This window comes from Wolbachia endosymbiont (group B) of Cyclophora punctaria (assembly GCF_964028235.1).
GTDB lineage: Bacteria > Pseudomonadota > Alphaproteobacteria > Rickettsiales > Anaplasmataceae > Wolbachia.
Genome location: NZ_OZ034749.1, coordinates 228,584 through 252,666 on the forward strand (window position 1 = coordinate 228,584; position 24,083 = coordinate 252,666).

22 protein-coding genes are annotated in these 24,083 nt (G+C 33.1%); 13 read left to right on the top strand and 9 right to left on the bottom strand.

Annotated features, from left to right (window positions below; all coding sequences use genetic code 11):
* Positions 1 to 11 precede the first annotated feature (11 nt).
* Positions 12 to 2,777 (top strand): hypothetical protein, encoded by a 2,766-nt coding sequence (locus ABWU33_RS01180; protein WP_353280872.1) that lies wholly within the window; start codon positions 12 to 14, stop codon positions 2,775 to 2,777.
* Here ABWU33_RS01180 and pheT read toward each other — a convergent pair.
* Together pheT and ABWU33_RS01190 are read right to left on the bottom strand one after the other, a co-directional pair.
* Entirely contained in the window at positions 2,774 to 5,113 is a 2,340-nt protein-coding gene (gene pheT, locus ABWU33_RS01185) for a phenylalanine--tRNA ligase subunit beta (RefSeq protein ID WP_250120049.1), read from the bottom strand. The two genes, ABWU33_RS01180 and pheT, sit on opposite strands and share 4 nt — an antisense overlap.
* 111 nt (positions 5,114 to 5,224) lie before the next feature.
* Positions 5,225 to 5,506 (bottom strand): hypothetical protein, encoded by a 282-nt coding sequence (locus ABWU33_RS01190; RefSeq protein ID WP_250120050.1) that lies wholly within the window; start codon positions 5,504 to 5,506, stop codon positions 5,225 to 5,227.
* Between the two features lie 239 nt (positions 5,507 to 5,745).
* Between ABWU33_RS01190 and ABWU33_RS01195 the strand changes: the two genes are divergently transcribed.
* Genes ABWU33_RS01195 through ABWU33_RS01220 form a run of 6 tightly spaced genes read left to right on the top strand, consistent with a single transcriptional unit; the run spans position 5,746 to position 10,299 of the window.
* Positions 5,746 to 6,471, top strand: coding sequence for a F0F1 ATP synthase subunit A (locus ABWU33_RS01195; protein ID WP_211908586.1), 726 nt, complete (start codon positions 5,746 to 5,748; stop codon positions 6,469 to 6,471).
* A gap of 60 nt (positions 6,472 to 6,531) precedes the next feature.
* On the top strand, positions 6,532 to 6,753 hold the full coding sequence (locus ABWU33_RS01200; protein WP_143689781.1) for a F0F1 ATP synthase subunit C: 222 nt from the start codon (positions 6,532 to 6,534) through the stop codon (positions 6,751 to 6,753).
* A 10-nt stretch (positions 6,754 to 6,763) separates the two neighbouring features.
* Positions 6,764 to 7,243 (top strand): hypothetical protein, encoded by a 480-nt coding sequence (locus ABWU33_RS01205; RefSeq protein ID WP_250120051.1) that lies wholly within the window; start codon positions 6,764 to 6,766, stop codon positions 7,241 to 7,243.
* Between the two features lie 7 nt (positions 7,244 to 7,250).
* Positions 7,251 to 7,727 (top strand): hypothetical protein, encoded by a 477-nt coding sequence (locus ABWU33_RS01210; protein WP_211908584.1) that lies wholly within the window; start codon positions 7,251 to 7,253, stop codon positions 7,725 to 7,727.
* A gap of 5 nt (positions 7,728 to 7,732) precedes the next feature.
* Positions 7,733 to 9,322 (top strand): glycosyltransferase family 2 protein, encoded by a 1,590-nt coding sequence (locus tag ABWU33_RS01215; protein WP_211908583.1) that lies wholly within the window; start codon positions 7,733 to 7,735, stop codon positions 9,320 to 9,322.
* Positions 9,304 to 10,299, top strand: coding sequence for a COX15/CtaA family protein (locus tag ABWU33_RS01220; protein ID WP_353280874.1), 996 nt, complete (start codon positions 9,304 to 9,306; stop codon positions 10,297 to 10,299). The genes ABWU33_RS01215 and ABWU33_RS01220 overlap by 19 nt, the downstream gene beginning before the upstream one ends.
* Here ABWU33_RS01220 and ABWU33_RS01225 read toward each other — a convergent pair.
* Together ABWU33_RS01225 and ABWU33_RS01230 are read right to left on the bottom strand one after the other, a co-directional pair.
* A complete protein-coding gene (locus ABWU33_RS01225) occupies positions 10,282 to 12,261 on the bottom strand; it encodes a biotin carboxylase N-terminal domain-containing protein (RefSeq protein WP_250120054.1) in 1,980 nt (659 codons plus the stop codon). The two genes, ABWU33_RS01220 and ABWU33_RS01225, sit on opposite strands and share 18 nt — an antisense overlap.
* 61 nt (positions 12,262 to 12,322) lie before the next feature.
* A complete protein-coding gene (locus tag ABWU33_RS01230) occupies positions 12,323 to 12,991 on the bottom strand; it encodes an ankyrin repeat domain-containing protein (protein WP_353280875.1) in 669 nt (222 codons plus the stop codon).
* A gap of 151 nt (positions 12,992 to 13,142) precedes the next feature.
* On the opposite strand from ABWU33_RS01230, the gene gltX reads away from it, so the two are divergent.
* The gene (gltX, locus tag ABWU33_RS01235; RefSeq protein WP_250120055.1) at positions 13,143 to 14,495 is read left to right on the top strand and encodes a glutamate--tRNA ligase; all 1,353 of its coding nucleotides are present in this window, start codon (positions 13,143 to 13,145) and stop codon (positions 14,493 to 14,495) included.
* Positions 14,496 to 15,359: 864 nt separating this feature from the next.
* Here gltX and ABWU33_RS01240 read toward each other — a convergent pair.
* Positions 15,360 to 15,815 carry an Hsp20/alpha crystallin family protein gene (locus ABWU33_RS01240; protein WP_211908576.1) on the bottom strand — a complete coding sequence of 152 codons (456 nt, stop codon included), beginning with the start codon at positions 15,813 to 15,815 and terminating at the stop codon, positions 15,360 to 15,362.
* Positions 15,816 to 16,187: 372 nt separating this feature from the next.
* On the opposite strand from ABWU33_RS01240, the gene ABWU33_RS01245 reads away from it, so the two are divergent.
* A complete protein-coding gene (locus tag ABWU33_RS01245; RefSeq protein ID WP_211908572.1) occupies positions 16,188 to 16,895 on the top strand; it encodes a pyridoxine 5'-phosphate synthase in 708 nt (235 codons plus the stop codon).
* On the opposite strand, the gene ABWU33_RS01250 is transcribed toward ABWU33_RS01245, so the two are convergent.
* From ABWU33_RS01250 to rplM, 3 genes are all read right to left on the bottom strand, one after another.
* On the bottom strand, positions 16,888 to 17,199 hold the full coding sequence (locus tag ABWU33_RS01250; RefSeq protein WP_353280877.1) for an HU family DNA-binding protein: 312 nt from the start codon (positions 17,197 to 17,199) through the stop codon (positions 16,888 to 16,890). The genes ABWU33_RS01245 and ABWU33_RS01250 overlap by 8 nt on opposite strands.
* 145 nt (positions 17,200 to 17,344) lie before the next feature.
* The gene (rpsI, locus tag ABWU33_RS01255; protein WP_172793449.1) at positions 17,345 to 17,746 is read right to left on the bottom strand and encodes a 30S ribosomal protein S9; all 402 of its coding nucleotides are present in this window, start codon (positions 17,744 to 17,746) and stop codon (positions 17,345 to 17,347) included.
* 47 nt (positions 17,747 to 17,793) lie between these two features.
* Positions 17,794 to 18,252, bottom strand: coding sequence for a 50S ribosomal protein L13 (rplM, locus tag ABWU33_RS01260; protein ID WP_211908568.1), 459 nt, complete (start codon positions 18,250 to 18,252; stop codon positions 17,794 to 17,796).
* A gap of 104 nt (positions 18,253 to 18,356) precedes the next feature.
* Here rplM and ABWU33_RS01265 point away from each other — a divergent pair, with 104 nt between their 5' ends.
* The 4 genes from ABWU33_RS01265 to ABWU33_RS01280 all read left to right on the top strand — a co-directional run bounded on the left by ABWU33_RS01265 (position 18,357) and on the right by ABWU33_RS01280 (position 21,896).
* Positions 18,357 to 19,607 (top strand): TolC family protein, encoded by a 1,251-nt coding sequence (locus tag ABWU33_RS01265; RefSeq protein WP_353280880.1) that lies wholly within the window; start codon positions 18,357 to 18,359, stop codon positions 19,605 to 19,607.
* Positions 19,608 to 19,617: 10 nt separating this feature from the next.
* The gene (locus ABWU33_RS01270) at positions 19,618 to 20,133 is read left to right on the top strand and encodes a PopZ family protein (RefSeq protein ID WP_211908566.1); all 516 of its coding nucleotides are present in this window, start codon (positions 19,618 to 19,620) and stop codon (positions 20,131 to 20,133) included.
* 75 nt (positions 20,134 to 20,208) lie between these two features.
* The gene (locus ABWU33_RS01275; protein WP_353280882.1) at positions 20,209 to 20,787 is read left to right on the top strand and encodes an RlmE family RNA methyltransferase; all 579 of its coding nucleotides are present in this window, start codon (positions 20,209 to 20,211) and stop codon (positions 20,785 to 20,787) included.
* A 179-nt stretch (positions 20,788 to 20,966) separates the two neighbouring features.
* Positions 20,967 to 21,896 (top strand): ankyrin repeat domain-containing protein, encoded by a 930-nt coding sequence (locus ABWU33_RS01280; protein ID WP_353280883.1) that lies wholly within the window; start codon positions 20,967 to 20,969, stop codon positions 21,894 to 21,896.
* Positions 21,897 to 22,464: 568 nt separating this feature from the next.
* Here ABWU33_RS01280 and ABWU33_RS01285 read toward each other — a convergent pair.
* Positions 22,465 to 24,042 carry a lysine--tRNA ligase gene (locus ABWU33_RS01285; RefSeq protein ID WP_264337677.1) on the bottom strand — a complete coding sequence of 526 codons (1,578 nt, stop codon included), beginning with the start codon at positions 24,040 to 24,042 and terminating at the stop codon, positions 22,465 to 22,467.
* Between the last annotated feature and the right edge of the window lie 41 nt (positions 24,043 to 24,083).

Sequence of the window (24,083 nt, forward strand, 5' to 3'; positions counted from 1 at the left end):
AGGGTGGTGATATGAATCAAGTTGTTGCAGATGGTCATAGAGAAGTTATTGATTTAAATAACAACAGTGATGGTTCAGGTGAAGTAAAATCTACTTCCGATGTTACTTCGGAAGAAGAAGAGGAGTTTTTTGATGCTATGGAAGATGTTTCTAATGTAGAAGAAGGGAATGATTTAGGTCTTGCTAATTCAGAAGAGGAAGAAGAGTTTTTTGATGCTGTAAGTAAGCAGGATTGGTTAATTAAACAAATAGCTGCTTTTAATGTTCCACTCAGTATATTTCATTATAAAGATTATAATTCTGAGTTTTTTACTTCCTGGTATAATATGTCAAGTGAAATATTTAAGGAAATAAACAGAGCTTGTCCAGAGAAGAAAGTATTAAATTTAGCTCTGTCAGTTTTAATGCTTCCTTATATTGCTTTTACTGCGCTGGGATTGGTCATATACAATAGATTGAGAATAAACAGTAAGACACAAGAAGGTGTAGGAGAAGATAAGACACAAAAGAGTGAGGCAAGTGTACCAAAAAGACTGGCATATGGCGTTCTTGCTGCAATAGCAATTTTTGTTAATGTGGCTGTGCTAACAGCCTTAGTTATTCCTGCAACAGTTGCTTTGGCTACTTTTTATCTTTTAAATAGAGATTTACCTCACTCTTTAGTTACTGCTCTTAAAATAACTATGGGGCAGTATTCTAATAAGCACCAAAATATAGAGGTATCTTTTCATGAAATGGAGGTTTCTGAGTCAAGCATTGCATATGATATGAAAATAAAGTTTCCACCGCAATTTAAACAATTACTTAGAGATTTATGCGATAATGAAAATAATCAGTGGTTTAGTGTAACGCGGGATTCAGAGCGCAATATCATACTGAAATTGTCAACTAACATCAATTTAAAAAATGGTCTTAAGCCCTTACATAGTGAAATCAAGAATGTGCTTGCAACTTCGATTCAAGAATGCGCAAGAACTATGGAAGAGCTGATGAAGCTAAAAAAGAAAGATATTACACATGATAAACTGAAGGAATTATTGAGTGAATTCAGGCTGAAAGTGGTGAGTAGCATAGATTCTAAGTTGACAACTCACTTAATAGAAAATGCTTATCAAGTTGCTTTTATACAAGCAATTAAGTTTCAGCAAAATAGACGGGGAGAAGATTTTTCACTGGAGGATGAGCTAAAAAATACTTTAGTGAAACAGAAATTAGAAAGTCAAGGTAAGGAATTACCGAATGAGAAAGAGATGATAATAAAAGATCTGAGAGAAGCAGGAGCAAAAGTACCAGATATCTTAGAAGATAGTGAATTTCCTGTATTTAAAGCAGAATGGGAACGGCTTAAAGAAGAAGGGAAAATAGCTAAGAGGACAATCATTGATGTTTATAAAGAGAAGTATCATGAAGAAACAGGAACAGCCCTAAATAGTGCTAAAAAAGAGATTGAGAATTTAAGAAAGGCAGGGCATGAAAGGTATCAAAGTGTACGTCAAGAATTAGAAAAAATGTATGATGATAAAGAGGGAAATAACTCAATAAATGATGATTTAAAAAGGAAATCAGAGGATCTTTTTAAGTTCGAGTATAATGATCAAGAAGTTGAGCAAAAGCTAATAAAATCAGTAATGAAAAAAGCAAAGAGTGAGTTAGATCGATTAGTCATGCTTAGCTTAATAGATCAGTTTCAAAGTTTAGAAAAGAAGATAAAACATCCTTCTAGCAAGAAAAGTTTAAAAGAAGCTTTAGATGAAGTGAATGATTTTATAGCAAAGATGTATTTAGAAATAACGAAACGTAAAACGCAAGATTTGTTTAAAAGTCAAGCAAAGGGTATAGAGAATTCATGTAAGCTGTTAGAGGAAAAGGAGCCGGATTTAGTACAGAGGATTAATGTGCACCGAGTGAAAATTGCAGAATGCTTAGATCAACCTATATCGTTAAGAGAAGTAATAGAAGAAAGTGAGGATTTAAATAAGTACTTAGAAGATGAGCGAAAGAGAAAAGGAGAAAAGCATCCAAGTACAAAATTAATAGAGAAGCACTTGCAAAATAACCAAGAAATTCTAAAAGCATTAAAACAGTTAGAATTAGAAAAAGAAGGATTGTTGATAAATAAAAAAACAAAAAATGATTATAGAGAAGAACTAGAATCTCGTGAAAAAATAAAATTTGCAATAATAGAAGATGCTTTACTGAAAGCATTCGAGCATGAAACTTTTGATGAAGAAGCAATTAAGAAGTTATTAGAAGAAGCGGAACTTGAGTACTACTTGGCAGAAAAGTGCATAAAAACTCCTATTATTAAAATAAAAAATAATATCAAACACTTTTGTCAAGATTTATTGTCTCCTCTAGTAGATAGATTAGCAAATCTTATAATAAATAATGTACCAAAAGATAATGAGAGTGGTTTGTGGAGGATTTGGAACTCTCTCAAAGTTGGTTTTAATTATAATGTGATTGGATGGTCAGCTACTGTAAACAAAGATAATAGCACAGAAGGGAAAGCATTGAGTGTGGCACATGATACTCATAAGGAAGTAGAGACATTTCTTCAACATTTTCAATCAAGTTATGAAGAAATTGGAGTTTTTTTAGGTAATTTATTTTCTGATGATGGAACGACATTTAAAAATGATGTCTGGCCTAAAGTAGAAGAGCATTTGCATGGAATGTGGGATAGGTTTTTCAAGGATATTGGATTCAAGATAGAAAATAAATTGGATGAAGTAAACGTGACACAGCAAAATCAGGAAACGGCGATTACGGCTTAATAATGAGCTCTCAAAGTTCCTTCAGTATTTTTACACACTAAGTTGACTATCATATTTGATTCTTTTTGGATTTCCTCTTCAGTTAAAGTGTGAGTTGGAGAGCAGAAAGTAACTGAAAATGCTATAGACATCTTATTCGATTCTATATTGTTTCCATGATATACATCAAATATCAAAACTTCTGTGATGAGCTCTGAGCTTTTTTTCACCATATTGATTATACTACCTGCTTCTATATCTTTATTTACAATAAACGCAAAATCGCGTTTTACACTTTGATATTTATAATTGATAAATTTTTTTCTACTTATAGGTAAATTTTCGATATTTTCTAATATCAACTCAAAGCCTACAATTTTTTGTTTGATGTTAAAAAAATCCAATATACTCGGATGCAATTCTCCAAAATAACCAACTATTTTACTTCTAAAAGATAAGGAGCCTGATTTTCCTGGGTGATAATATTCTTTTTCTGCTCTCTTTATTGCTAAATTATCACAATTGATATTAAAAAGTTCCAAAGCTGTTATGAGGTCAGCCTTTGCGTCAAAAACATCTATTTTCCTGTCAGTGTTATAATGGTTTCGTGGTAGATTATTTCCTGACCTGATTCCGCTTAAAACATACTTAGACTGAGCTTCATCATTATAAATTGGCCCAATTTCAAAAATTGCACAATCAGGTGTACCATGGGCAGTATTATCTGCAGTAACTTTTAACAAATTTGGTATGATGCTTGGTCTCATTATGTTAAAGTCATTATTAAATGGGTTGTCGATAATAAATAATTTATTCAAGTAACCAAACTTTTCAGCTATTGATTCACTCATAAAAGACCAAGTTATCACTTCATGAAACCCTCTGCTTGTCATTAAAATGCGTAAATCATCTTGTGTCTCTTCTTCTACTGTAACGTCTTCTGCTAGTTGCTCTTCCTTTATTTTATCATAGCCGTATATTCTTACTGCCTCTTCAACTAAGTCAGCAGGTATGGTTACGTCCGGTCTCCAGCTTGGTACTTGTATATTCCAATTACCTTCGGTTTTTTTATCGATACTAAACCCTAGCTTTGTTAAAATATCGAATACCTCATTAGGTGATGCAGATACACTTCCAAGTTTGTTTGCATTCTGATAATCAAAATTTATCTTGGTATCAGCCTTATTCAAATTGCCAGCAGACACTATGCTTGACACTTCTCCGCCACATAAATCTAAAATCATCTGGGCTGCAAGATTGAGTCCATCAAGGGTAAAACTAGGGTCAACTGAACGTGCAAACCTGTAACTTGAGTCTGTGGAGATGCCTAGTTGCCTTGAAGATTTAGTGATAGAGATAGGATCAAACCAAGTAGACTCTAAAAAAATATCAGTAGTCTCAAGAGTGCATTCACTGTACTTACTACCTATAATTCCAGCAATTGCATGAACATTTTTATCATCAGAAATAACACTTATGTCTTTATTTAATGAGTATTCTTTATCATTTAAACCAATAAATTTTTCTCCATCGTTTGCTTTACGTACTGTGAGCTCTCCTTCTATTTTTTTTGCATTATATGCATGCATTGGGCGATTAAAGGATATCATGATGTAATTAGTAATATCAACTATTGCAGAAATGGAGCGCATTCCTATAGATTCCAATTTATCTTTTAACCATTTTGGGCTCTCTCTATTTTTTACATTGGTGATGTATATTCCACTAATAAAGCTCTCCCCGTCGGTAACTTTGACGTTTACTGGTGAATTTATAGAGCAGGTAAGTTGTGGAATGATTAAAGTCTTTAACGTTCCAATTCCAGTTGCTGCTAGATCACGTGCTATTCCATAAACACCTAGGCAATCTCCACGATTTGGAGTGACATTTATATCAATTACAGGATCGCAATTAAAAAATTTATCCCCTACTTTATAATCGTCAGAAAGCTCAATTATTCCTTCACTTTCATTTTGAGTCAACGCAAGTTCGAAAGCAGAGCAGAGCATCCCTTCACTTAGCACTCCTCTTATTTTTTTAGGCTTAATTGTAAAGTTGCTTTCTGGCAATGTGCTACCAAGAGGTGCAAGTACAGTCTTCATGCCTTCTTTAACATTTTTTACTCCGCAGACTATCTGCAGAACTTTACTTCCATCATTTACTTTACATAATTTTAATTTATCAGCATTTGGATGAGGTGTGACTTCTAATACTTTTGCAATAACAAACTCGGCCAATTTGGTATTGTTGACCACATCTTCTACTTCCAATCCTATGTGAGTTAGCTTATCAGTAATTTCTTCTAAACTGGCATTGGTTTCTAAGTACTCTAATAACCAAGATAATGTGAATTTCATCTATCTAACAAGAAACAAAAATTTATTGTAATGTAAAATGTGATGCTTTTAAAGTTTGTTGTAGTGGAATACCTCTACATCACGAGCAGTGATGTAGAAGCTATTGTAATTTTATATATTTTTGTGAAGAAAGCTTATCTTCTCTATATCACCTTTTAAATCTACTTCCATAGAAAATTTGAGATTCATATTGTGATTATCTTCATAGAAATTACAAATGTAACCATCAATAGTTAAGTTTCCTATCATATTATGACTTTCATCTAGTATTTCGCTTCCTATTTGATAATGGCCAGTGTATTCGTTAAAGGAACCATCTGTCAATTTGATATATCCGTTACCAAACTCCTGTTCTAAATTTAAAGGCTGATTAATAAAATCTATTCCATCCATAATAATACCTCAACTAAAAGTTAAATTATAATTAAAATAAGATGTTAAGTCAAGGTATTAAGTAACTTAATAAGATTAGTGAATTTTTAAATGGAACGCTGGCTATAATTAGCATTCTAATCACATACTTTGTTGATATATTTATGCCATAATGGTATGGATCTTCTATCTTAATTCTTGACTTTACCCTATAAAATCTATATTTTACTTACTATTATAGTTTAATTATATAAATCAAGATGGCGTTAAATCCGCTAGAACAATTTAAAGTATATACAATAATAGAACTACCAAAATTATTTGGGTATGACATAAACTTTACCAACTCATCTCTTTTTATGATGATCTCGGTGATATTAATGGTACTGTTTTTGCTCCTTGGAATAAGAAAAGGTGCAGTAATACCAGGATATTTGCAAGCTGCAGTTGAATATGTATATGATTTTGTTATTTCAATAATAGAAAGTAACACTGGAAGCAAAGGTTTGGAGCACATTCCTTTGATATTTACAGTATTTATTTTCATTTTATCGTGTAATTTAGTTGGTGTTCTTCCTTATAGTTTCACGGTCACAAGTCATGTGATAGTTACCTTCGCTTTATCAATGGTGGTTTTTACTTATATAACGATTGTTGGTTTTAAAGAAAGAGGAGTAGAATTTTTACGCATATTGCTACCAAAAGGAACTCCTTCGTGGCTTGCACCTATAATCATCATTATTAAATTATTTGCTTATTTAGTAAGACCGATTAGTTTATCAATAAGGCTTGCAGCAAATATGATTGCAGGTCATACAATTATCAAAGTGATAGCAGGATTCGTCATAAATATGAACATATTTCTTACTCCTGCACCTTTTTTGTTTATAATTGCACTAATAGGATTTGAAGTTTTTGTTGCAGTTTTACAAGCTTATATATTTACTATATTAACGTGCGTATATTTGTCAGATACAGTAAAGTGAGTGCTTGACTTACCTGTAGAACATTTTATAATATTATTAAGGAATAGTTAAAGGTAGTATATGGATTTAGTAGCTTTAAAATTTGTAGCGGTTGGTTTGATGGCGTTTGCTATGTTAGGTGCTGGTTTGGGTGTAGCTAATATTTTCTCTACTATGCTAAGTGGGATTGCGAGAAACCCTGAATCGGAAGGTCAAATGAAAACTTACGTTTATGTTGGTGCTGCTATGGTTGAGATTATGGGATTTCTTGCGTTTGTAATTGCGATGATATTAATATTGTAGTGTTTGACACATGCCGCAGCTTGATGTTTCCACTTTCTTTTCTCAAGTTTTTTGGTTTTTAATTTTTTTCTCTTCACTTTTTTTTGTAGTAAGTTGTTTGTTCTTACCAAGGTTAGATGAAATAATAAACACTAGGAGTAAGGGGATATTAGATTCTTTTAATAGTTCTGTTCACCTTTTAAGACTTACAGAAGAGCAAATTGCCAAGTATAATGCAGCTTTAAATCAAGCTAGAGTACGGGCAAAAAAAATCATAGATGATGCATTTGCTCAAGTAGAAGAAATGAGAGCGAATGTTAAGGATATATTGGAAGAGGAAGACAAGAAGATGATTAAACTTGTTGAAGAAAAGGTAGTACAATTTAAATCTAAGTATATTAGTGAATTAAAACAAATGGCTACTAGTATTGCTTTGATTTACTATACTAAGTTAACTAATTCTGAGATTGAAGAGGAATTTGTTGCTGATTTGGTATCCAAAGAATTTTAGGGTTTTTATGTCTACATTACTAGTTATAAGCCTTGCTTTTTTAGTAGGTTTTATCCTCTCGTATAAATTGCTAAGGAAGGTAATAAAAAACGCGCTTAACAATAAACGTAACAAAAGCAAGTTTTCAAGTGAAGAAACTGAAAAATTCAGAAAAGATATGTTGGAGTATTACAAAAAATCTTCTGAAAAATACAAAAAATTAGATGTAGAAGTTAACAAAATGATGAATGAAGCACTTGATAAGGCTAATAGTATTATTAAGCATAATAGACAGCAACTCGATCAAACGTTAGATGAAAATGCCCATTCTAATTTGAAGAAAGTTACTGACCAAGTTGAAAAAGCTCTTGGGGATTTACAAGCTAACACAGCGAGTATAGCTGCTGATGCTGTAAAAAAAATAATGCATGAACGTAAAGATGATAAGCGTAGTAGTGAGGTTATATCTTCGTTTTCACGTGACTTGAGCAAAAAGTTGCATTAAGTTTAATGCCTGTACTTCAAACTGATAATGTAGAAAAAATTAAATTTGATTCTAGTTTATGCAAAGAACAAGAGAAACTTTTCTACTATAGGTTTAATATAATTCCTTGGCAAAATTTAAATGATACTACTTTTTTTATGGTTGAAGACATAAGCCAAGATATCAATCTTTGGGTCGAATCTCATTACGGTATTGAATATGTATTGATAAAAGTAGATAGCAAACAGATTTTAAATCTTCTTAACTCACACTTTGGTATTTCAGAATTTGCAAGTAACTACTTATATTATAAGAATCCTAATTTTTCAGCTAAAAGCATTAGGCTCAGTTCAATCTTTTTTTCCTCTTTCTTTGTTATGATTTCAACTTTAACACTGACAAAAAAATATGCATATTTTGCTTTGATGTTGATATTTATAATCGGATGTTCTAGTTCTTTATTCAAATTTGTAACTAAAATTTTTGGCTTGCGTAAAATTTCTAACCAAAAAGCAGATTATGATAAGATGAATGAACCTATATATACTATTTTATTGCCTGCTTTTAAAGAGAATGCGGTTATAAAGCAATTGATTAAGAGCATTGAAAGTTTGGATTATCCAAAATCAAAATTAGATGTAAAGCTTGTGATAGATAGCGATGACCAAGAAATGTTGGCAGCTATAGAAAAGTGCACTTTACCACAGTATTTTGAAGTAATAAAAGTGCCTCATTCTCTGCCTAGAACAAAAGCTAAGTCATGCAATTATGCTATGAGCTTTGCTAGAGGAAAGTATGTGGTAATATATGATGCAGATGACAAGCCAGATCCGTTGCAGTTAAAAAAAGCACTAATTGAATTTAATAAGGGCGACGAAAAGTTGGCTTGTGTACAGGCGAAATTAAATTACTATAACTTTGGTTGCAATTTTCTTACAAAATTCTTTTCTCTCGAGTATATGAACTGGTTTCAATATTTTTTGCCTGGATTTCAAAAAATGAACATGCCAATACCTTTGGGTGGTAGCAGTAACCATTTTTCAGTGGAAATTTTAAAGAAAGTGCTTTTTTGGGATGCTTACAATGTCACTGAAGACGCTGACCTTGGTTTGAGACTTGCGCAAATGGGATATAAAACCAGGATTATTGATTCAGAAACATTGGAAGAATCACCAACTACTGTGTTTGCTTGGATCAAACAAAGAGCACGCTGGATTAAAGGTTATATGCAAACTTATATCGTTCATTTAAAAAATATAAAATTACTTTTTAAGCACACTGGGCTTAAGGGAGTTTTGCTATTAAACCTTTTTGTTGGTTCCTCAGCTTTTATATTTTTCACGACTCCTTTTTTGTTACTTTCATTGGTGCTGACTCAAATTTTGAATGAATTATTCTTATATTATTTTATAATAGTATACGGTATTAACTTGATTTTTTTGATAATAGCTATCAGACAACAAAAAATGCCTTTTTATTTTTATATAGTATCAATATTTTTTCCCGTCTATAGTCTACTACATAGCGTTGCAGCTTTTCTAGCTTTGTGGGAATTTGTTATTCACCCTCAGCAATGGAATAAAACTCAGCATGGATTATGGAAGCAAAACCTGTAGCTATTTGGCTTTTTCTCTGCTCTCTCATGGTGATTTGCATGGTGGGAATTGGTGGATTTACCAGACTTTCAAAAGCAGGATTGTCAATCACGGAATGGAAACCAATTACCGGAACATTGCCACCGCTGAGTGAACAAGACTGGCTAAAAGAAAAATCAAAATATGAAGCTACACCTGAATATAAAGCATTTAATTATGGTATGAGTATGGAAGAGTTTCGCACCATATACTTAATAGAATATGTGCACAGGTTAATTGCAAGGCTGACAGGTTTAGTTTTTATTTTACCATTTATATACTTTACACTAAAAAAAAGAATACCTAAAAATGCAGTAATAAGGTTATCTACAGTACTATTATTTGGAATTTTACAAGCTTTTGCCGGTTGGTATATGGTTAAAAGCGGTTTGGTATCTAATCCTCATGTTAGTCACTATAAGCTCGCACTTCACTTACTGCTTGCATTGGTTATCTTTGCATTATTGTCATATCAATTTTTTGATTACCAAATCAAACCAAAACAGATAATTAAAATTAATAGCAACATTACATGTTACATATGGATAATTTTAATCCTAGTTACAATACAAATAATCTTCGGTGCATTTGTTGCAGGGCTAAATGCTGGTTTAATTTATAATACCTTTCCACTAATGGATGGACAAATTGTTCCAGAAGATTTATTTTACTTACAGCCTGCTTGGCTAAATATCTTTGAAAATAGAGTAACAGTGCAATTCATACACCGGGCATTGGCATTGCTGATATTAGTTCTGACAGCAATACTCACAATAAAAAATGCCAGTATAAAGCCATTATATGTTATGCTATTCTCTGTCATCATTCAGGTAATTCTAGGAGTAGTCACTTTGTTGCTGCATATACCAATGGCCATTGCTATAGCCCATCAAATGTTTTCATTTATCTTATTTGGATCAGGTTTATACTGCTTGCGTTATTTAAGAAATCAGATCTAATACCAAATCACCAGCATGTATATTTTTTCCTTCTTTAACAGGGATATTTTTTATCACCATTTCTGATTCAGCACATATTATATTTTCCATTTTCATTGCCTCTACAACAAATAGAGGTTGTCCTACCTCTACCTGATCTCCAGCATTGACGTGTAATTTAACCAATAAACCTGATATTGGAGATTTTACAGCATCTACTGAAATCCCTTCTGTTTTGTTGTTTAGCATTAATTTGCTTAGTTCAGCTACATGAGGTTTCAATACACAACATTTAGCTTTCATACCTGCGTGTCTTATAAAGTATTTGCTGCCTTGCCTTTCTATTTTAAGTGCTATATTGGTATCATCATTAATTGTTATATATAACAACCTGTAACTTGGTTTCCACTTACCTACCACGGAGTATTTATTGTGGTTATATACTGTTGTTAATGTGTTATCTTGATATTTTGCATTTACGGAGTACTCATTATCGTCTATTTTCACTATGAATGCTTCATCTATTGACTTACTGTAATACTTTCCCTCATTTTCTAAGTGAACATACAGTGCAATAAAAATAAATATTTTAATATATTCCTCTGTAATAAAATCACCTTGAAACCCGCTAGGGTAATGATCTGGAATGAATCTCGTGTGGAGCTTTGCTGCAATAAAATTTGGATTATGGAAGATGGATTCTAGAAATTCTATGTTGTTTATTACTTCCCCTATATAGCACTCAGACAAAGCTTTTTGCATTCTGCTGATCGCCTCTATTCTATCTTTTCCATAGGTTATAATTTTTGCAATCATTGAGTCGTAGAACATGCTGATTTCTGAACCGCTAGCTACTCCATCATCTATTCTTACATGACCATTTTCATCTGGTTTGTCGTAATATTTGATTCTTCCGCTGGAAGGAAAAAATCTCTTTGATGGATCTTCAGCGCAAATTCTGCTTTCTATTGCAGAGCCAATAAGTTTAATATCATTCTGACCAAATCTTAATTTTTCTCCGCAAGAAATTCTGATCATCTCTTCCACTATATCTATTCCAGTGACAAATTCTGTTACTGGATGCTCAACTTGTAATCTCGTATTTACCTCAAGAAAATAGAAGTTTTGGTTCTTATCTACAACAAACTCGACAGTACCTGCTGAAAAATAATCAACTTGCTTTGCCAAAGAAACACATTGAGCATACATTTTTTGTCTTACTTCTTCACTAATAAATGGGCTTGGTGTTTCTTCTATTATTTTCTGGTTATTCCTCTGTACCGAGCACTCTCTCTCCCCAAGACACACTATATTGCCGTATTTATCTGCAATAATTTGTATTTCGATGTGTCTTGGTAGTTCTATATATTTTTCTATGAAAATACTACCATCTTTAAAACTTTTCTCTGCTTCATTTGTTGCTGATGTAAATGCTAGTTCAATTTCTTTTTTGGAATATACAATTCGCATTCCTTTGCCACCACCACCTGATGCAGCTTTGAGCATAACGGGAAAACCAATCTCTTCAGCAACGATGGCTGCGTGGGCAGCATCTTCGATCTTACCCATATATCCTGGCACTACATTTACTCCAGCTTTTCTTGCCTCTTCTTTTGCTGTTATTTTATTGGCTGTAACTTCTATTGTTTCTGCACTTGGACCAATGAAATCTATGTTATGTTTTTCCAGAGCACGGGGAAAATCTGGATTTTCTGCTAAAAACCCATAGCCAGGATGAACCGCCTCGGCACCTGTTTCAACTGCTACTTCGCATATTTTTTCGATATTTAAGTAACTAAGATAAGCAGGCGAAGGGCCAATGTGCCTTGACTCATCTGCTTGCTTTACATGCACAGAATTTGCATCTGCATCTGAGTACACAGACACACAAGATATGCCCATCTTGTGCGCAGTTTTGATTATCCTGCAGGTAATCTCCCCTCTGTTCGCTACTAAAATCTTACTATACTTCTTTCTTATCATCTTATCAGTATACTTTCTTAAGTTAAGAAAGTAAATTTCTATATTACTACCTGCAAATACTTCACACTGGGGCTAAACCACTATCTAAAAGTTGCATAACATCAGGATCTGTCACTATAGTACTTTCGTTATAGAGGCCATATACTTCATTACATGCCTTAAATAACAGATATGAAGATCCTCCAGAAGCTATTGTTGCTATTGAAGCCAATGCAAGAGATTGAGAAGCCGAAAATAGAAGATACAAAGATACACACATAGTGATAGCACACACTATAGCTCCTACTATATATAAGCATATATGAAACTTCTTATTACATATAAAGCCACATTTTATATCTGCAATTTGCTTAACTTCCTTCCGCTCTGCAGGGTCCAAGAAATAAAGGGGTGATACTGCCTTCTTCCCGTCATCCTTAATATAGCTTTTATCGAGGAGTGCTTCCTTAATATATTTCTTATTATTCTTAAGTTCCTTTTCTAATCTTTTTACTTCTTCCCAATCTTTAGCTTTCTTGACTTTGTTCTCAGTATCTTCTTCTAAATACTTTATGATCTCCTGTAACGCAGATAATAGAAACCCTTTACTTGCTGCTATATGAAATGGGTTTCCATTTTCATCAATTCTATGCTTAGCTACACAAGCAACTCTTTTCTTGCAAGCTTCAATAAATTTATTTTCATCCTCTTTTGTGACAACTCCTCTTGCAATTTTAAATAAATTATCCATATATACACCTCACTGCATTCACTAATATTAAATTATACAATGCAGTTTGTTAAAAATAAATGTAAATTGATCTTTCAAATTTACTATAGTTCCACGTTGTTGCAAGTGCAAATTTTAGTTATCATCGGTTACGTTATCACAATAGACAAATATGCCAGGTATAGTCACTAGATTCGCTCCATCACCAACAGGATTTTTACATATTGGAGGAGCTCGCACAGCTTTATTTAATTGGCTCTATGCGCAGCGTCATGGTGGCCAGTTTTTACTAAGGATTGAGGATACCGACAGAAAACGTTCAACACAGGAAGCAATTGATGCAATAATAGATGGGTTAAAATGGCTTGGAATAAACTATGATGGGGAAATAATATATCAATCAAAAAAAATAGAGCAGCACATTGAGGTTGCAAATCTTTTAGTTGAAAAGGGTAGGGCGTATCATTGTTACTGCCCCGAGAATGAAGTTGCGGAGAAGAAAATAAGAGCAAGAGAAGAAGGAAAAATATATAAGCATAAGTGTACTCATTCGACATCAAATGCAGAGCCTGTTGTTCGCTTTAAAGTGCCAGACTCAGAAAATATTGTTGTTGACGATAAAATATACGGCCAAGTTACAATAAGTAGCGATCAGCTTGATGACATAGTAATCTTGCGCTCTGACAATACTCCAACATATATTTTTGCTGTAGTGGTTGATGACCATGATGCCGGAATAACCGATATTATACGTGGCTCTGATCATCTCACTAATACCTTCAAACAATTACTAATATATCAGGCTCTTGATTTTGATGTTCCACGCTTTGCACATGTACCGCTAATTCATGGAGAAGACGGGAATAAGCTATCTAAAAGGCATGGGGCTACAAGTGTTTGCGATTATGAAAAGATGGGAATATTGCCACAGGCAATGCGTAATTACTTGCTAAGACTTGGCTGGAGTCATGGCAACGATGAGATTATTAGCGATGAGCAAGCAATAGAGTGGTTTAATTTAGAAAGCATCGGTCGTTCACCTGCACGGCTCGATTTCAAAAAACTGGAGCATTTGAATAACCACTATATTAGTAATATGAGCAATGAAGATATTCTGACTCTAATGCTTAGAGAAAATACTCTAACTGACAAAAAAAAGGGCTATTTACTGCAGGGACTGACAGAGCTGAAAAAAAGAGCAAACTATCTGACCGAATTATTGGATTTAGCAAAATTTTATATTCAAGTTGATTTTAGTGAAGAAGCTGAGAGAATTGTCAAGTCTAACCTCAATATAATTAAGTTACTTGCAGCATTTTTCTCGAGTATAGGAGATGAAGATTGGAATAAGAATTTTTTATCTTCTCAGATTAAGGAATTTTCAAAATTACATAATATAAAAATGAGCGATATATACCACTCATTACGCGCCCCAATAACTGGAATAATGGATGCGCCTGGAATCATCGATATCATGGTAATTCTTGGTAAAGATGAGTGTATAAAAAGATTGCGAGCAGTTTAAATAAAAAATTACTTGACAGACTCTGGTGGCTTTATTATAGTGGAGAATGAAGGTTTTTTAGGATCCAAAGTCTACCTTCACCTGCAGGTTTTTTCACCAAATAATCAAATTTCAGCAAAAAATATATAAGTTTATTTTTGCTAGCTCTTTATTCATATAGGAGGGTTTATGTCTAGAATTCCTGATACTTGACTTTTATTTTTAAGTTAAAAAAACAATTGGCGCCTATGGTTTTCACATTAAATCATTTTAAATTGTTAAAGTTAATACGGGCTTTTTTTGCCTTTTTTTATTGGTATTTTTTTCATATTTTATTATATCATTATACTGTGGTACCATATAGACTTCAGTTTCATGATAAGGGGAGCAGGCAGAGTAGCTCCGCCTCAGCTATGGAATTAAAAAATGACTATGCATAAGATCTAATGGTGTGTCTAATCTATAGATAATTTTTTGTATTGCTAAGTTAATATTTTGCATATCTGTTCAGCAAAGTGGCAAAAAAGACAAGTAAATGAGTATCATGAAAGTAGCTTACACATAGCTGTAGGAATATTCATTTTTTAAGGTAAATTACACAGCAAATATTGTCATTCAAGTAGCTGACACTGTAATTCCAGCTTCTATAATGTCATGCCAGTGCTCGACACTGGCATCGAGCAAAATTTATCACAAACAAGACAACATTTTCAATTAAAAAATCAGTGTCTGGGTGCTAAGATGACACCTTCATAAGGGAGCCAGCATCAGCTACTTTCATGACACTCATTTAGTTGTCTTTCTCGTTTACCTTATTTTGCCACTTTGCTGAACAGATATTAAAATAGCAAGCCTCAAGGTCAGAAGCCTGCTATTACTTACTGGTTACTTTACATCAATTTTCTTGATGTGTTTCTCTGACTTAGGTATGGTTACATGCAATACCCCATCTAAAAAGTTGGCAGATACCTTATCTTGCTCTACATTCGTTGGAAGTTGAATAGATCTATAGAAAGAACCATAGTACCTTTCTTTATGGTAAAACTGCTTATCTTTTGATTCATTATCACATGTTTTTTCACCCTTCACTATTAAGCTATCGCCAGATATACTAATATCTATGCTTTCTTTAGGAATACCTGGTAATTCTAATGATAGGCAATAGCTTTCCTTTGTTTCATAAAAATCACAAACTGGTAGTAGACTACTGCCTCTTTTGGAAAGCTCTGGGTTCCATCCTGTAAAAAAGCTATCAAATATGTCATCAACGGCTCTTTGTAACCCTCTTACACTAAAATTATCACGATTATTGTTTTTATTTAAATGAACTATATTACTCATGTTGTACCTCCTTTTACTAATACATGAACTACATAATCATTCCACTTATTAATTTCAATCCTAAATCTAAAATTTTTTAGATGCGAAAAATTTTCCCCGTTTACTATAACTTGATTATGAGAAAAAATCTTATTTGGATTACCACGAGTAGTTCTATAAACTAGATTAACTGTAAAAAAGGGCAAGTGTATGCAAATTTATTACTTCTCTTTCCACTTCCACAATCAAACAATTTTGAATGTTTCTTATTTGACTTGTCAACAATGAGAATTGGTATAACTGCTAGCTCCGTCTTTCAGCTATGGCATTAAACAATGACATGCATAAGATCTAATAATATGTATAATTTATAAATAATTTTTGAGGTAAATTGTGAAATTGGGCGTTAATATTGATCACGTTGCAACCCTTCGCAACGCACGTGGAGCTTCTTATCCAGATCCATTAAAAGCAGCAAAAATAGCTATTGATGCTGGAGCAGATTTTATCACCGTACACTTACGAGAAGACAGAAGGCATATCAGGGATGAGGATGTATTCAATCTAAAACAAAACATTAGCACTGAGTTAAATCTTGAAATCGCAGCTACGGAAGAAATGCTCAACATAGCAAAAGAAGTAAAACCCTATTCGATTTGTATAGTACCAGAAAAAAGAGAAGAATTAACAACCGAAGGTGGCCTGGATATCGTGAATATGCACAGTAAACTTTCTGGTATAATAGAGGAAATGAACAGCTTTGACATAAAAGTCTCACTGTTTATTGATCCAAATATTAATCAACTAAAATATCTTGAGAAGCTAGAAAGAAAGCCTGACATAATAGAAATTCACACAGGGGATTACTGTGATAATCCATCAGAAGAAAAATTGAAACTTATTACTAACTCTGCAGAATACATTAATAAGCTAGGAATAGAATGCCAGGTAGGGCATGGCATAAATTATAAACATGCTAAAAGAATAAAAGAGATACCTCACATCTCAGCTCTTAATATAGGCCATTCTTTAATCAGCGAGGCTGTATTTCATGGCTTACACAGTGTAACTAAAAAGATGAAAATGACTATATCTAAATAGCTGATGCTTTCTCTTTGTTATTTAAAGTACTTGAAAGAGCTTGACTTGCTGTAAACTTTACCCTTTTCTTTTCAGGAACGGTCATAATCTCACCATTTTGAGGATTACGGCATTGTCTTTCCTTACTTATAGCAGTAGAGAATGTCCCTATTCCATGTAAACGTATTTCACCTTTACGATTTAGATCGTTCTTGATTGTTTCCATAAAAATATCATGAAGCTTACCCAAACTAGCTTTTGTTATATCTATACCTTGACTAGAGCACTCTTTACTCAGTTGGTTTACTATATCTTCTTTACTCATAAATTACCTTAATATTGAAAAATTACATAAACAGCATATTATGCTAATGCCAATAGTCAACTAAATTCGTCATAAAAAGAGAAAATGTCATAAACCCTTGTAAGAACTTGTATAATATTTACAAAAAAATACCATTATGAAACAATTATCTCTTAGAAAACTGACATTTTTTCCGAGCTTTATGTTGACCATATTTCTTACGCTCAACAACACGTGAATCTCTAGTTAGGAATCCACCTTTACGTAATATAGAGTGTAGATCTTGACTTATACTACTTAAAGCTCTGCTTATTCCATGAGCTAAGGCACCTGCTTGGCCAGATAGTCCTCCACCTTTTACAGTTGCAAACACATCATACCTATCTAACATAGAAGTTACTATGAATGGCGCTTTAATCATTTGACACACTGATTCTCTTTTAAAATAAGAAATTAAATCATCTTTTTTATTAACACTAAATTTTCCACTTCCTGGCTTCATCCATACTCTTGCTACAGATTCTTTCCTTCGACCTGTGGCATATGAACGACCAAGTGAGTCAATCATTGCCTTTTTTGGCTGATCATTATTGTTTATTTTCACTTTTTACTCCATTATTTCTTATTTTTACGATTTAAAGAGGCAAAATCTATTTTTTCAGGTTGCTGTCCTTGATGCTTATGTTCTGAACCAGAATAAACATACAAATTTTCAAACCTTCTACGTGCCATAGGACCATCATCAAGCATTCTTTTTACTGCCATTTTTATCACACGCTCAGGGAATTTGCCATTTAAAATATTATCTGGAGTAGTTTTCTTTAAACCACCAGAATAACCTGTATGCCTATAGTAGATTTTATCTTTAAGTTTCTTTCCGGTAAAATGTACCTTTTCTGCATTAACAATGATTACATTATCACCACAGTCCATATGAGGTGTATATTCAGGTTTATGTTTTCCACGCAATAACATTGCTACAAATGCTGCAAGCCTTCCTACTACTAATCCTTCTGCATCTATAACAAGCCATTTTTTATTAATTTGTTTCTCTTTTAAGAAAAAAGTTTTCATATATCAATACATAACAGTAGGTTATGATATACTAAGTTGCTTGATAGTGTCAACAACATTAGTTATTGATTATTAAAGTAATTTATGCTAATAACTTAAACAACATGCTAGAAAGCAAAATGTTTCGATTGATTATTATATTTGTAATTGCTTTTTGTACCATAGGTTGCTATGCAATTGATTTGGAGGAAGCTATAAGCAAAGCTATCAAAAACAGCTCAAAAATAAAGTCTCGATTTTACCAATATAAGAGTGCTGAAAAACAACTAAAATCTTCTGGATTGGCTGGGTTTTTACCTGACATCAATTTACAATATAATTTCGATAGTAATTTTAATATTATTAACGGTCTACAAAACTCTGGAAAACGTCTAACATTAAGTCAAAGAATAATAGATGGTGGTGGCACTTTTGCTACATTCAGCCGATCAAATCATCTTCTCAAAGCAGCAAAAATTAGATTTCAGCAATCTAAGCAAGAAGTTGCACTCAGGGCTGTGAAAGCATATGTTAACGTTTTACAAAAGGCAGAAATATTAAAATTGGGGGAACATAAAGAACGTGTTTCTTTAGAACACTTGTCAGCTATGAAAAAACGCTTTTCTCTTGGAGAAGTTACTAATGCTGAAGTTTTGTTCGCAAAAGCAAAATTTTCATCTTCTATATCCAAAAGAGTTGATGCTGAAGGTGAATTAAAGCTCGCTAATATTGCTTACTATCATTTAATTGGTGAAGATGCTGATAATCTTCACGAGACTAATGGTAAACTACCTTCTATACCAGAATTAAATGAATGTTTACAGTTAGCAAAAACCAACAACTTGTCCCTAAAAGCAGCTATTTATAAAAAAAGAGCTGCTGGAATGGAAGTGATTGCTGAAAGTTCCAAGTGGCTTCCTTCTTTGAATCTAAGCGCAAGTAAAAATTTTGGAAAGGACAATATAAAATTAGACACGTTACTAGAAAATGTGAATGTTGTCTTTACTCTTGATATTCCGATCTTTAAAAGAGGAGTTAATGTTTTTGGTGTTAGTAGAGCTAAAATGGATGCAAAACAATCCACTTACGATTATTACGAAGCAGTAAAAAATATAGAACAAGCAGTTATAAATGCTTGGAATAACGTGCTGACAGCAAAAGCTATTATTAAAGCAAGTCAAGAAGCAGAAAAAGCGGCAGCTTTAGCATTAGAAGGAGTTGAGCAAGAAGTAAACTTGCATTTAAAGAGTACAACTGATCTTTTGGATACTGAAGATGAATTATTTAAAGCACGTTCCGATCTAATTCAGGCAAAAAGCAATTATGTAATTAGTGTTTACAATTTGCTTTTTATGATAAATAGTATAAACCTTTAAATTTAATGGTATGAGCGATAATCAATCTGTAAAAGATATACTAGAAGATATAAAAAAAGCTATATCGGGTAAAAATCCAAGCGGCGATAGAGCAGAAATAATAGATGAAGATGATGACGTATTATGCCTTGAAGAGGAGTACCCAGAAGACATCGAAGAAAAAGAAAATAGTGAAGAAGAGAATAATTGCCAAAGTGAGAAAATGAATAACCAATTTAATAGTTACAACTCAGAAGAGAAAAATTTGTATAATAATATCCAAATGAGTAGTAACAAAGTGAGCTATCAAGAACAAAGTAACGAGCATTTAGTTTTAAAAGAAAATATGGAGGAAATTAAAACATTGCTTGAAAAGATGCAAAGCGAACTACGGCATAAACAACAAAAAAGAGCGGATCTTACTGTTGAAGAATTAGTTGTATCTCTTTTAAAACCTCAGCTTTCAGAGTGGCTGAATAAGTATCTACATGCATTGGTAAAAGAAGTAGTTGAAAAAGAGCTCAAAGATATAATCAATAATAAGTAGGTTATTAGTATAAAGACCAGAGTAAAAACAGCTAGAGGTAGAAAATTATCTTCAACAAGATGGCTACATCGCCATTTGAATGATCAGTATGTGCAAAAAACCAATAAGGACGGTTATAGATCGCGCTCGGCATATAAGTTAATAGAAATAGACGATAAATTTAAACTACTCCAACAAGGGCAAAAAATTATTGATCTTGGCGCTTTTCCTGGTGGATGGTCACAAGTTGCATCTAAGAAAGAAGCGAGTGTGATTGCTGTTGACATAAAACCAATAAACGCAATTAGTGGAGTAGAGTGTATACAGTGTGATATTATCAGCGAACTTGAAATTTTAAGAGAAAAATTCAAGGATCACAAATTTGATGTAATTTTATCTGATATGGCACCAGAATCTTGCGGTTTAAAATCGTTAGATCATATCAGAATTATGCTTTTATGCGAAGCAGCGCTCAATTTTGCAAAGCATTTTTTGAATCATGATGGCAAATTTGTAGTAAAAATTTTTCAAGGAGAATCTGATAAAGATTTCTGCAATGAGCTAAAAAAAATGTTCAAAACAGTAAGATACTTCAAACCAAAATCAAGTAGATCTGAATCTACAGAAATGTATTTAGTAAGTTTAGGCTTTATTGGTGGCAACTATTCTGTATAGCAGGTACTTACAGAAATGTTGACGAATCTTATCCTATTAAACTGAAGATTAATAACGCTCGCACAAAAGCCCCTTTTTCTTGTTTAAATATTTATGATAGTTAATTAAATTCTTGACTTTATTGCTTAGATATATAATAATTAAAGTATATTATTATTATTTTTATAGGAGAGTTTGATGTGTATTTAGAATTGTTGAAACAGATATTAAGTATAGTAAATCGTGAAAATGATTTGAATGGTAATAACATAGTTGAAAAAATAGGAAAGCAACTACAAGAAAGAGAACTATCTACTTATAAAGAATGGGAGAAGAAAAATTGTGATATAAATTATAAATTTAGTAATAATAATTATTATGGCAAAGAAGAATTAACATTATTACGTGTAGCATTTCTAGATAATCAAGAAAATGTAGTAAAAGCTCTATTAGCAGTAAAAGGTATAGATGTTAATTTGCAAGATGTATATGGAAAAGCTCCTTTACATTTGGCTATTGAAAAAGGTAATGAAAATATAGTAAAAGCTCTATTAAATAAGGGGGCTAGTTTGAATTTGCGAGATAAAAGTGAAAGCACCCCTTTATCTCGTGCTGCTGAGAAAGGCAAAATGGAGATAGTAGAGGCTATATTAGCTAATGGGCCTAACGATATTAATTTGCCAGATACATGTGGATACACTCCTTTGTGTATTGCTGCTTATAAGAGTCATCACAAGATAGTAAGAGCTCTATTAAAAGCAGGTGCTGATCCTTTAGTAAAAGGTCGTTGTAACAAAGATCTAGCAGAAATGGTTACTGAAGACGCGATTATGAGAGGAATAGTCTGTGGTGTTGGTATATTTATTATTACATCTATTGTAGCTGCTATAGTAGTTACTTCTGCATATTTTATTGGTGTGTCATTATCAGTAGGTGCTATGGCTGGGATAGCTGTGGCTGCTGCTGTACTCACAGGACTTGTTGCTGGTGGTATTACGTATGAAGTGTATAAGCCTTGTGATGAGTTAAAGGAGGCTATTGCTGAAAAAAAACGTCAAGTCTTAGTCAGCCAGCTAAATGTAGTTAATGTACAATCAGAAGTTTCTTCAGAGTTAGGCGCAACAGTGTAGTTAAGTAGAAGGAAGAAGTCCCTTCTTCCTTTTCAAGTAGCTGACACTGGTTTCTTACCAAGAAAAACTTAGCATAACTTTTGTGCTCAAAAAAACTTCTGGATTCCAGCATCAAGTGCTGGAATGACATGGTGAAATATTATTAAAGTAGCCTCTGTCCCAGTGTCCATTTGGTGTCATTCAAGTCAGCTCTCTTCTTGTCATCCCAGTACTGGGATTCAGAAAACTGACCAGGTTGGTCACGCGCTGGCTCTCTAAAATTACTTTAGTTGTAAATATTAAGAAATTTACTAAATAAAAAAAGACAAAAGAATCCTCGTATAGCGAGTTTTAATAATGTAAATTGATAATGTGCTAACAAGCGCGATTTGGCTGAATGTAGAAAAATAAAAAAAGCCGCTATAATTTTATGTAATTTGCCAATAAATATCTGAGTTTTTTACTGAATTTTGTCGTTGAGACCGCGTGTATCAAAAACAAGGATAAATACTCTTGTTGATATGATAAGAAAAGTGGGAAAGTTTGTCAAGTAATAACACTAGAGAGCTCAAATGGAAGAAGGTAAACTCTAAAGTGTACGTTCAGTAGCACTTTCTATAAGAGAGATTGTATTATCTATCCCATAAAGCTTGATAAAAGATCCCATCCTAGGACCGGTTTTTTGTCCAAGTAATGTTTCATACAAAAACTGAAACCAATCGCGTAAGTTATTGTAATTATGTTTTTTTCCGATGGAGAAAACCTGAGATTGAATCTCTTCAGCAGTGGCTGTAATAGGCAGGGAATGTAGGTTGTTCTTTAAATCTAGTAACGCTTCTTTCTCTTTTTCGTTTGAAGCTTTATACGCTTTTGTTGGCTTGATAAAGTCGTGATAATACCTAACTGCAAAATCCGAAAGCCTATCTAGCATTTTGTTGCTTTCTGGTGTAACGTTTGGTGCATAAGTTGATATAAAACCCCAAAGAATCTCTTTATTTTCAGCATTACAAGCTGCTGCCAGGTTTAAAAGTAACGAAAAATTTATGCCTGAAGTTTCTACGTTTGGAACTTTACCCTGGTGGATGTGCCATACAGGGCTATTTACATCCTTTTCTTCACTCTCATTGTAACGCTTAGCAAACTCTAAATATTCATCAGTTGATTTTGGTATCACATCAAAATATAAACGTTTAGCTTTTTTAGGACTCTGAAAGATGTATAACGCTAAACTCTCTGTGGGTGAATAAGTTAGCCACTCCTCAATTGAAATACCATTTCCTTTTGATTTTGATATCTTCTTTCCTTCTTTATCAAGAAATAACTCATAGCAAAACAAAAGCGGTGGCTTTTCTCCAAGTATTTTACATATTTGACTTGAAAGCACAGCAGATGGAGTCAAATCCTTTCCATGAGCTTCGTAATTAACTCCGAATGCAGCCCACCTCATCCCCCAATCAGGTTTCCATTGCAGTTTACATTTTCCTTTTGTCACTGGAACTTCTATTTTTTCCCCGTTTCGGTCTTCATACGTGATTGTTCCTTTATCTGTATTTGTTTCAACTACTGGAACTTGTAAAACTTGGGAAGTTTTTGGGCATATCGGCAAGAATGGACTGTAAGTCTGCTGCCTTTCTTCCCGAAATGATGGAAGCATTACGTCCATCACTTTATCATAATTTTTCAGCAGGAGTAAAAGTTTTTCATCGTAAACGCCAGATTTATAACACTCTGTTGCACTCCTAAATTCGTATTCAAATCCAAACAAATCAAGAAATTTACACAACAACGAATTCATGTGATGACCATAACTCTCATGAGTGCCAAATGGGTCAGGTATCATGGTTAATGGCTTGTTCAGATTCTCTCTTAGCATTTCCTGATTTGGTACATTATCTGGTATTTTTCGCAAACCATCCATATCGTCGGAAACTGCAATGATTTTGGTTTTTATACTAGGAGCTATTTTTTTTAGAGCGTTTGCAATAACTGTGGTACGAAAAACTTCCCCAAAAGTACCAATATGTGGTAAACCCGAGGGACCATAACCAGTCTCAAATATTATCTCTTTTTTATTAGGGAATTCTTGTAGTATTTTTTCTGCTTCTTGAAATGGCCAGCTTATAATCATTGAATTTAAATTAATTATCTTACCTAAAGTGCTATTCATTTCAATAGATTTTTAATTAATGATGTAGTATTAGTGTTAGA

Bases quoted from the DNA above. Each gene is read 5' to 3' on its own strand.
- ABWU33_RS01210 (WP_211908584.1), top strand. From the start codon at position 7,251: ATGTCTACATTACTAGTTATAAGCCTTGCTTTTTTAGTAGGTTTTATC.
- rpsI (WP_172793449.1), bottom strand. From the start codon at position 17,746: ATGATTGACTCACTTGGTCGTTCATATGCCACAGGTCGAAGGAAAGAA.
- ABWU33_RS01215 (WP_211908583.1), top strand. From the start codon at position 7,733: ATGCCTGTACTTCAAACTGATAATGTAGAAAAAATTAAATTTGATTCT.
- ABWU33_RS01180 (WP_353280872.1), top strand. From the start codon at position 12: ATGAATCAAGTTGTTGCAGATGGTCATAGAGAAGTTATTGATTTAAAT.
- pheT (WP_250120049.1), bottom strand. From the start codon at position 5,113: ATGAAATTCACATTATCTTGGTTATTAGAGTACTTAGAAACCAATGCC.
- ABWU33_RS01225 (WP_250120054.1), bottom strand. From the start codon at position 12,261: ATGATAAGAAAGAAGTATAGTAAGATTTTAGTAGCGAACAGAGGGGAG.
- ABWU33_RS01200 (WP_143689781.1), top strand. From the start codon at position 6,532: ATGGATTTAGTAGCTTTAAAATTTGTAGCGGTTGGTTTGATGGCGTTT.
- gltX (WP_250120055.1), top strand. From the start codon at position 13,143: ATGCCAGGTATAGTCACTAGATTCGCTCCATCACCAACAGGATTTTTA.
- ABWU33_RS01285 (WP_264337677.1), bottom strand. From the start codon at position 24,042: ATGAATAGCACTTTAGGTAAGATAATTAATTTAAATTCAATGATTATA.
- ABWU33_RS01190 (WP_250120050.1), bottom strand. From the start codon at position 5,506: ATGGATGGAATAGATTTTATTAATCAGCCTTTAAATTTAGAACAGGAG.
- ABWU33_RS01240 (WP_211908576.1), bottom strand. From the start codon at position 15,815: ATGAGTAATATAGTTCATTTAAATAAAAACAATAATCGTGATAATTTT.
- ABWU33_RS01205 (WP_250120051.1), top strand. From the start codon at position 6,764: ATGCCGCAGCTTGATGTTTCCACTTTCTTTTCTCAAGTTTTTTGGTTT.
- ABWU33_RS01230 (WP_353280875.1), bottom strand. From the start codon at position 12,991: ATGGATAATTTATTTAAAATTGCAAGAGGAGTTGTCACAAAAGAGGAT.
- rplM (WP_211908568.1), bottom strand. From the start codon at position 18,252: ATGAAAACTTTTTTCTTAAAAGAGAAACAAATTAATAAAAAATGGCTT.
- ABWU33_RS01195 (WP_211908586.1), top strand. From the start codon at position 5,746: ATGGCGTTAAATCCGCTAGAACAATTTAAAGTATATACAATAATAGAA.
- ABWU33_RS01220 (WP_353280874.1), top strand. From the start codon at position 9,304: ATGGAAGCAAAACCTGTAGCTATTTGGCTTTTTCTCTGCTCTCTCATG.
- ABWU33_RS01265 (WP_353280880.1), top strand. From the start codon at position 18,357: ATGCTAGAAAGCAAAATGTTTCGATTGATTATTATATTTGTAATTGCT.
- ABWU33_RS01250 (WP_353280877.1), bottom strand. From the start codon at position 17,199: ATGAGTAAAGAAGATATAGTAAACCAACTGAGTAAAGAGTGCTCTAGT.
- ABWU33_RS01270 (WP_211908566.1), top strand. From the start codon at position 19,618: ATGAGCGATAATCAATCTGTAAAAGATATACTAGAAGATATAAAAAAA.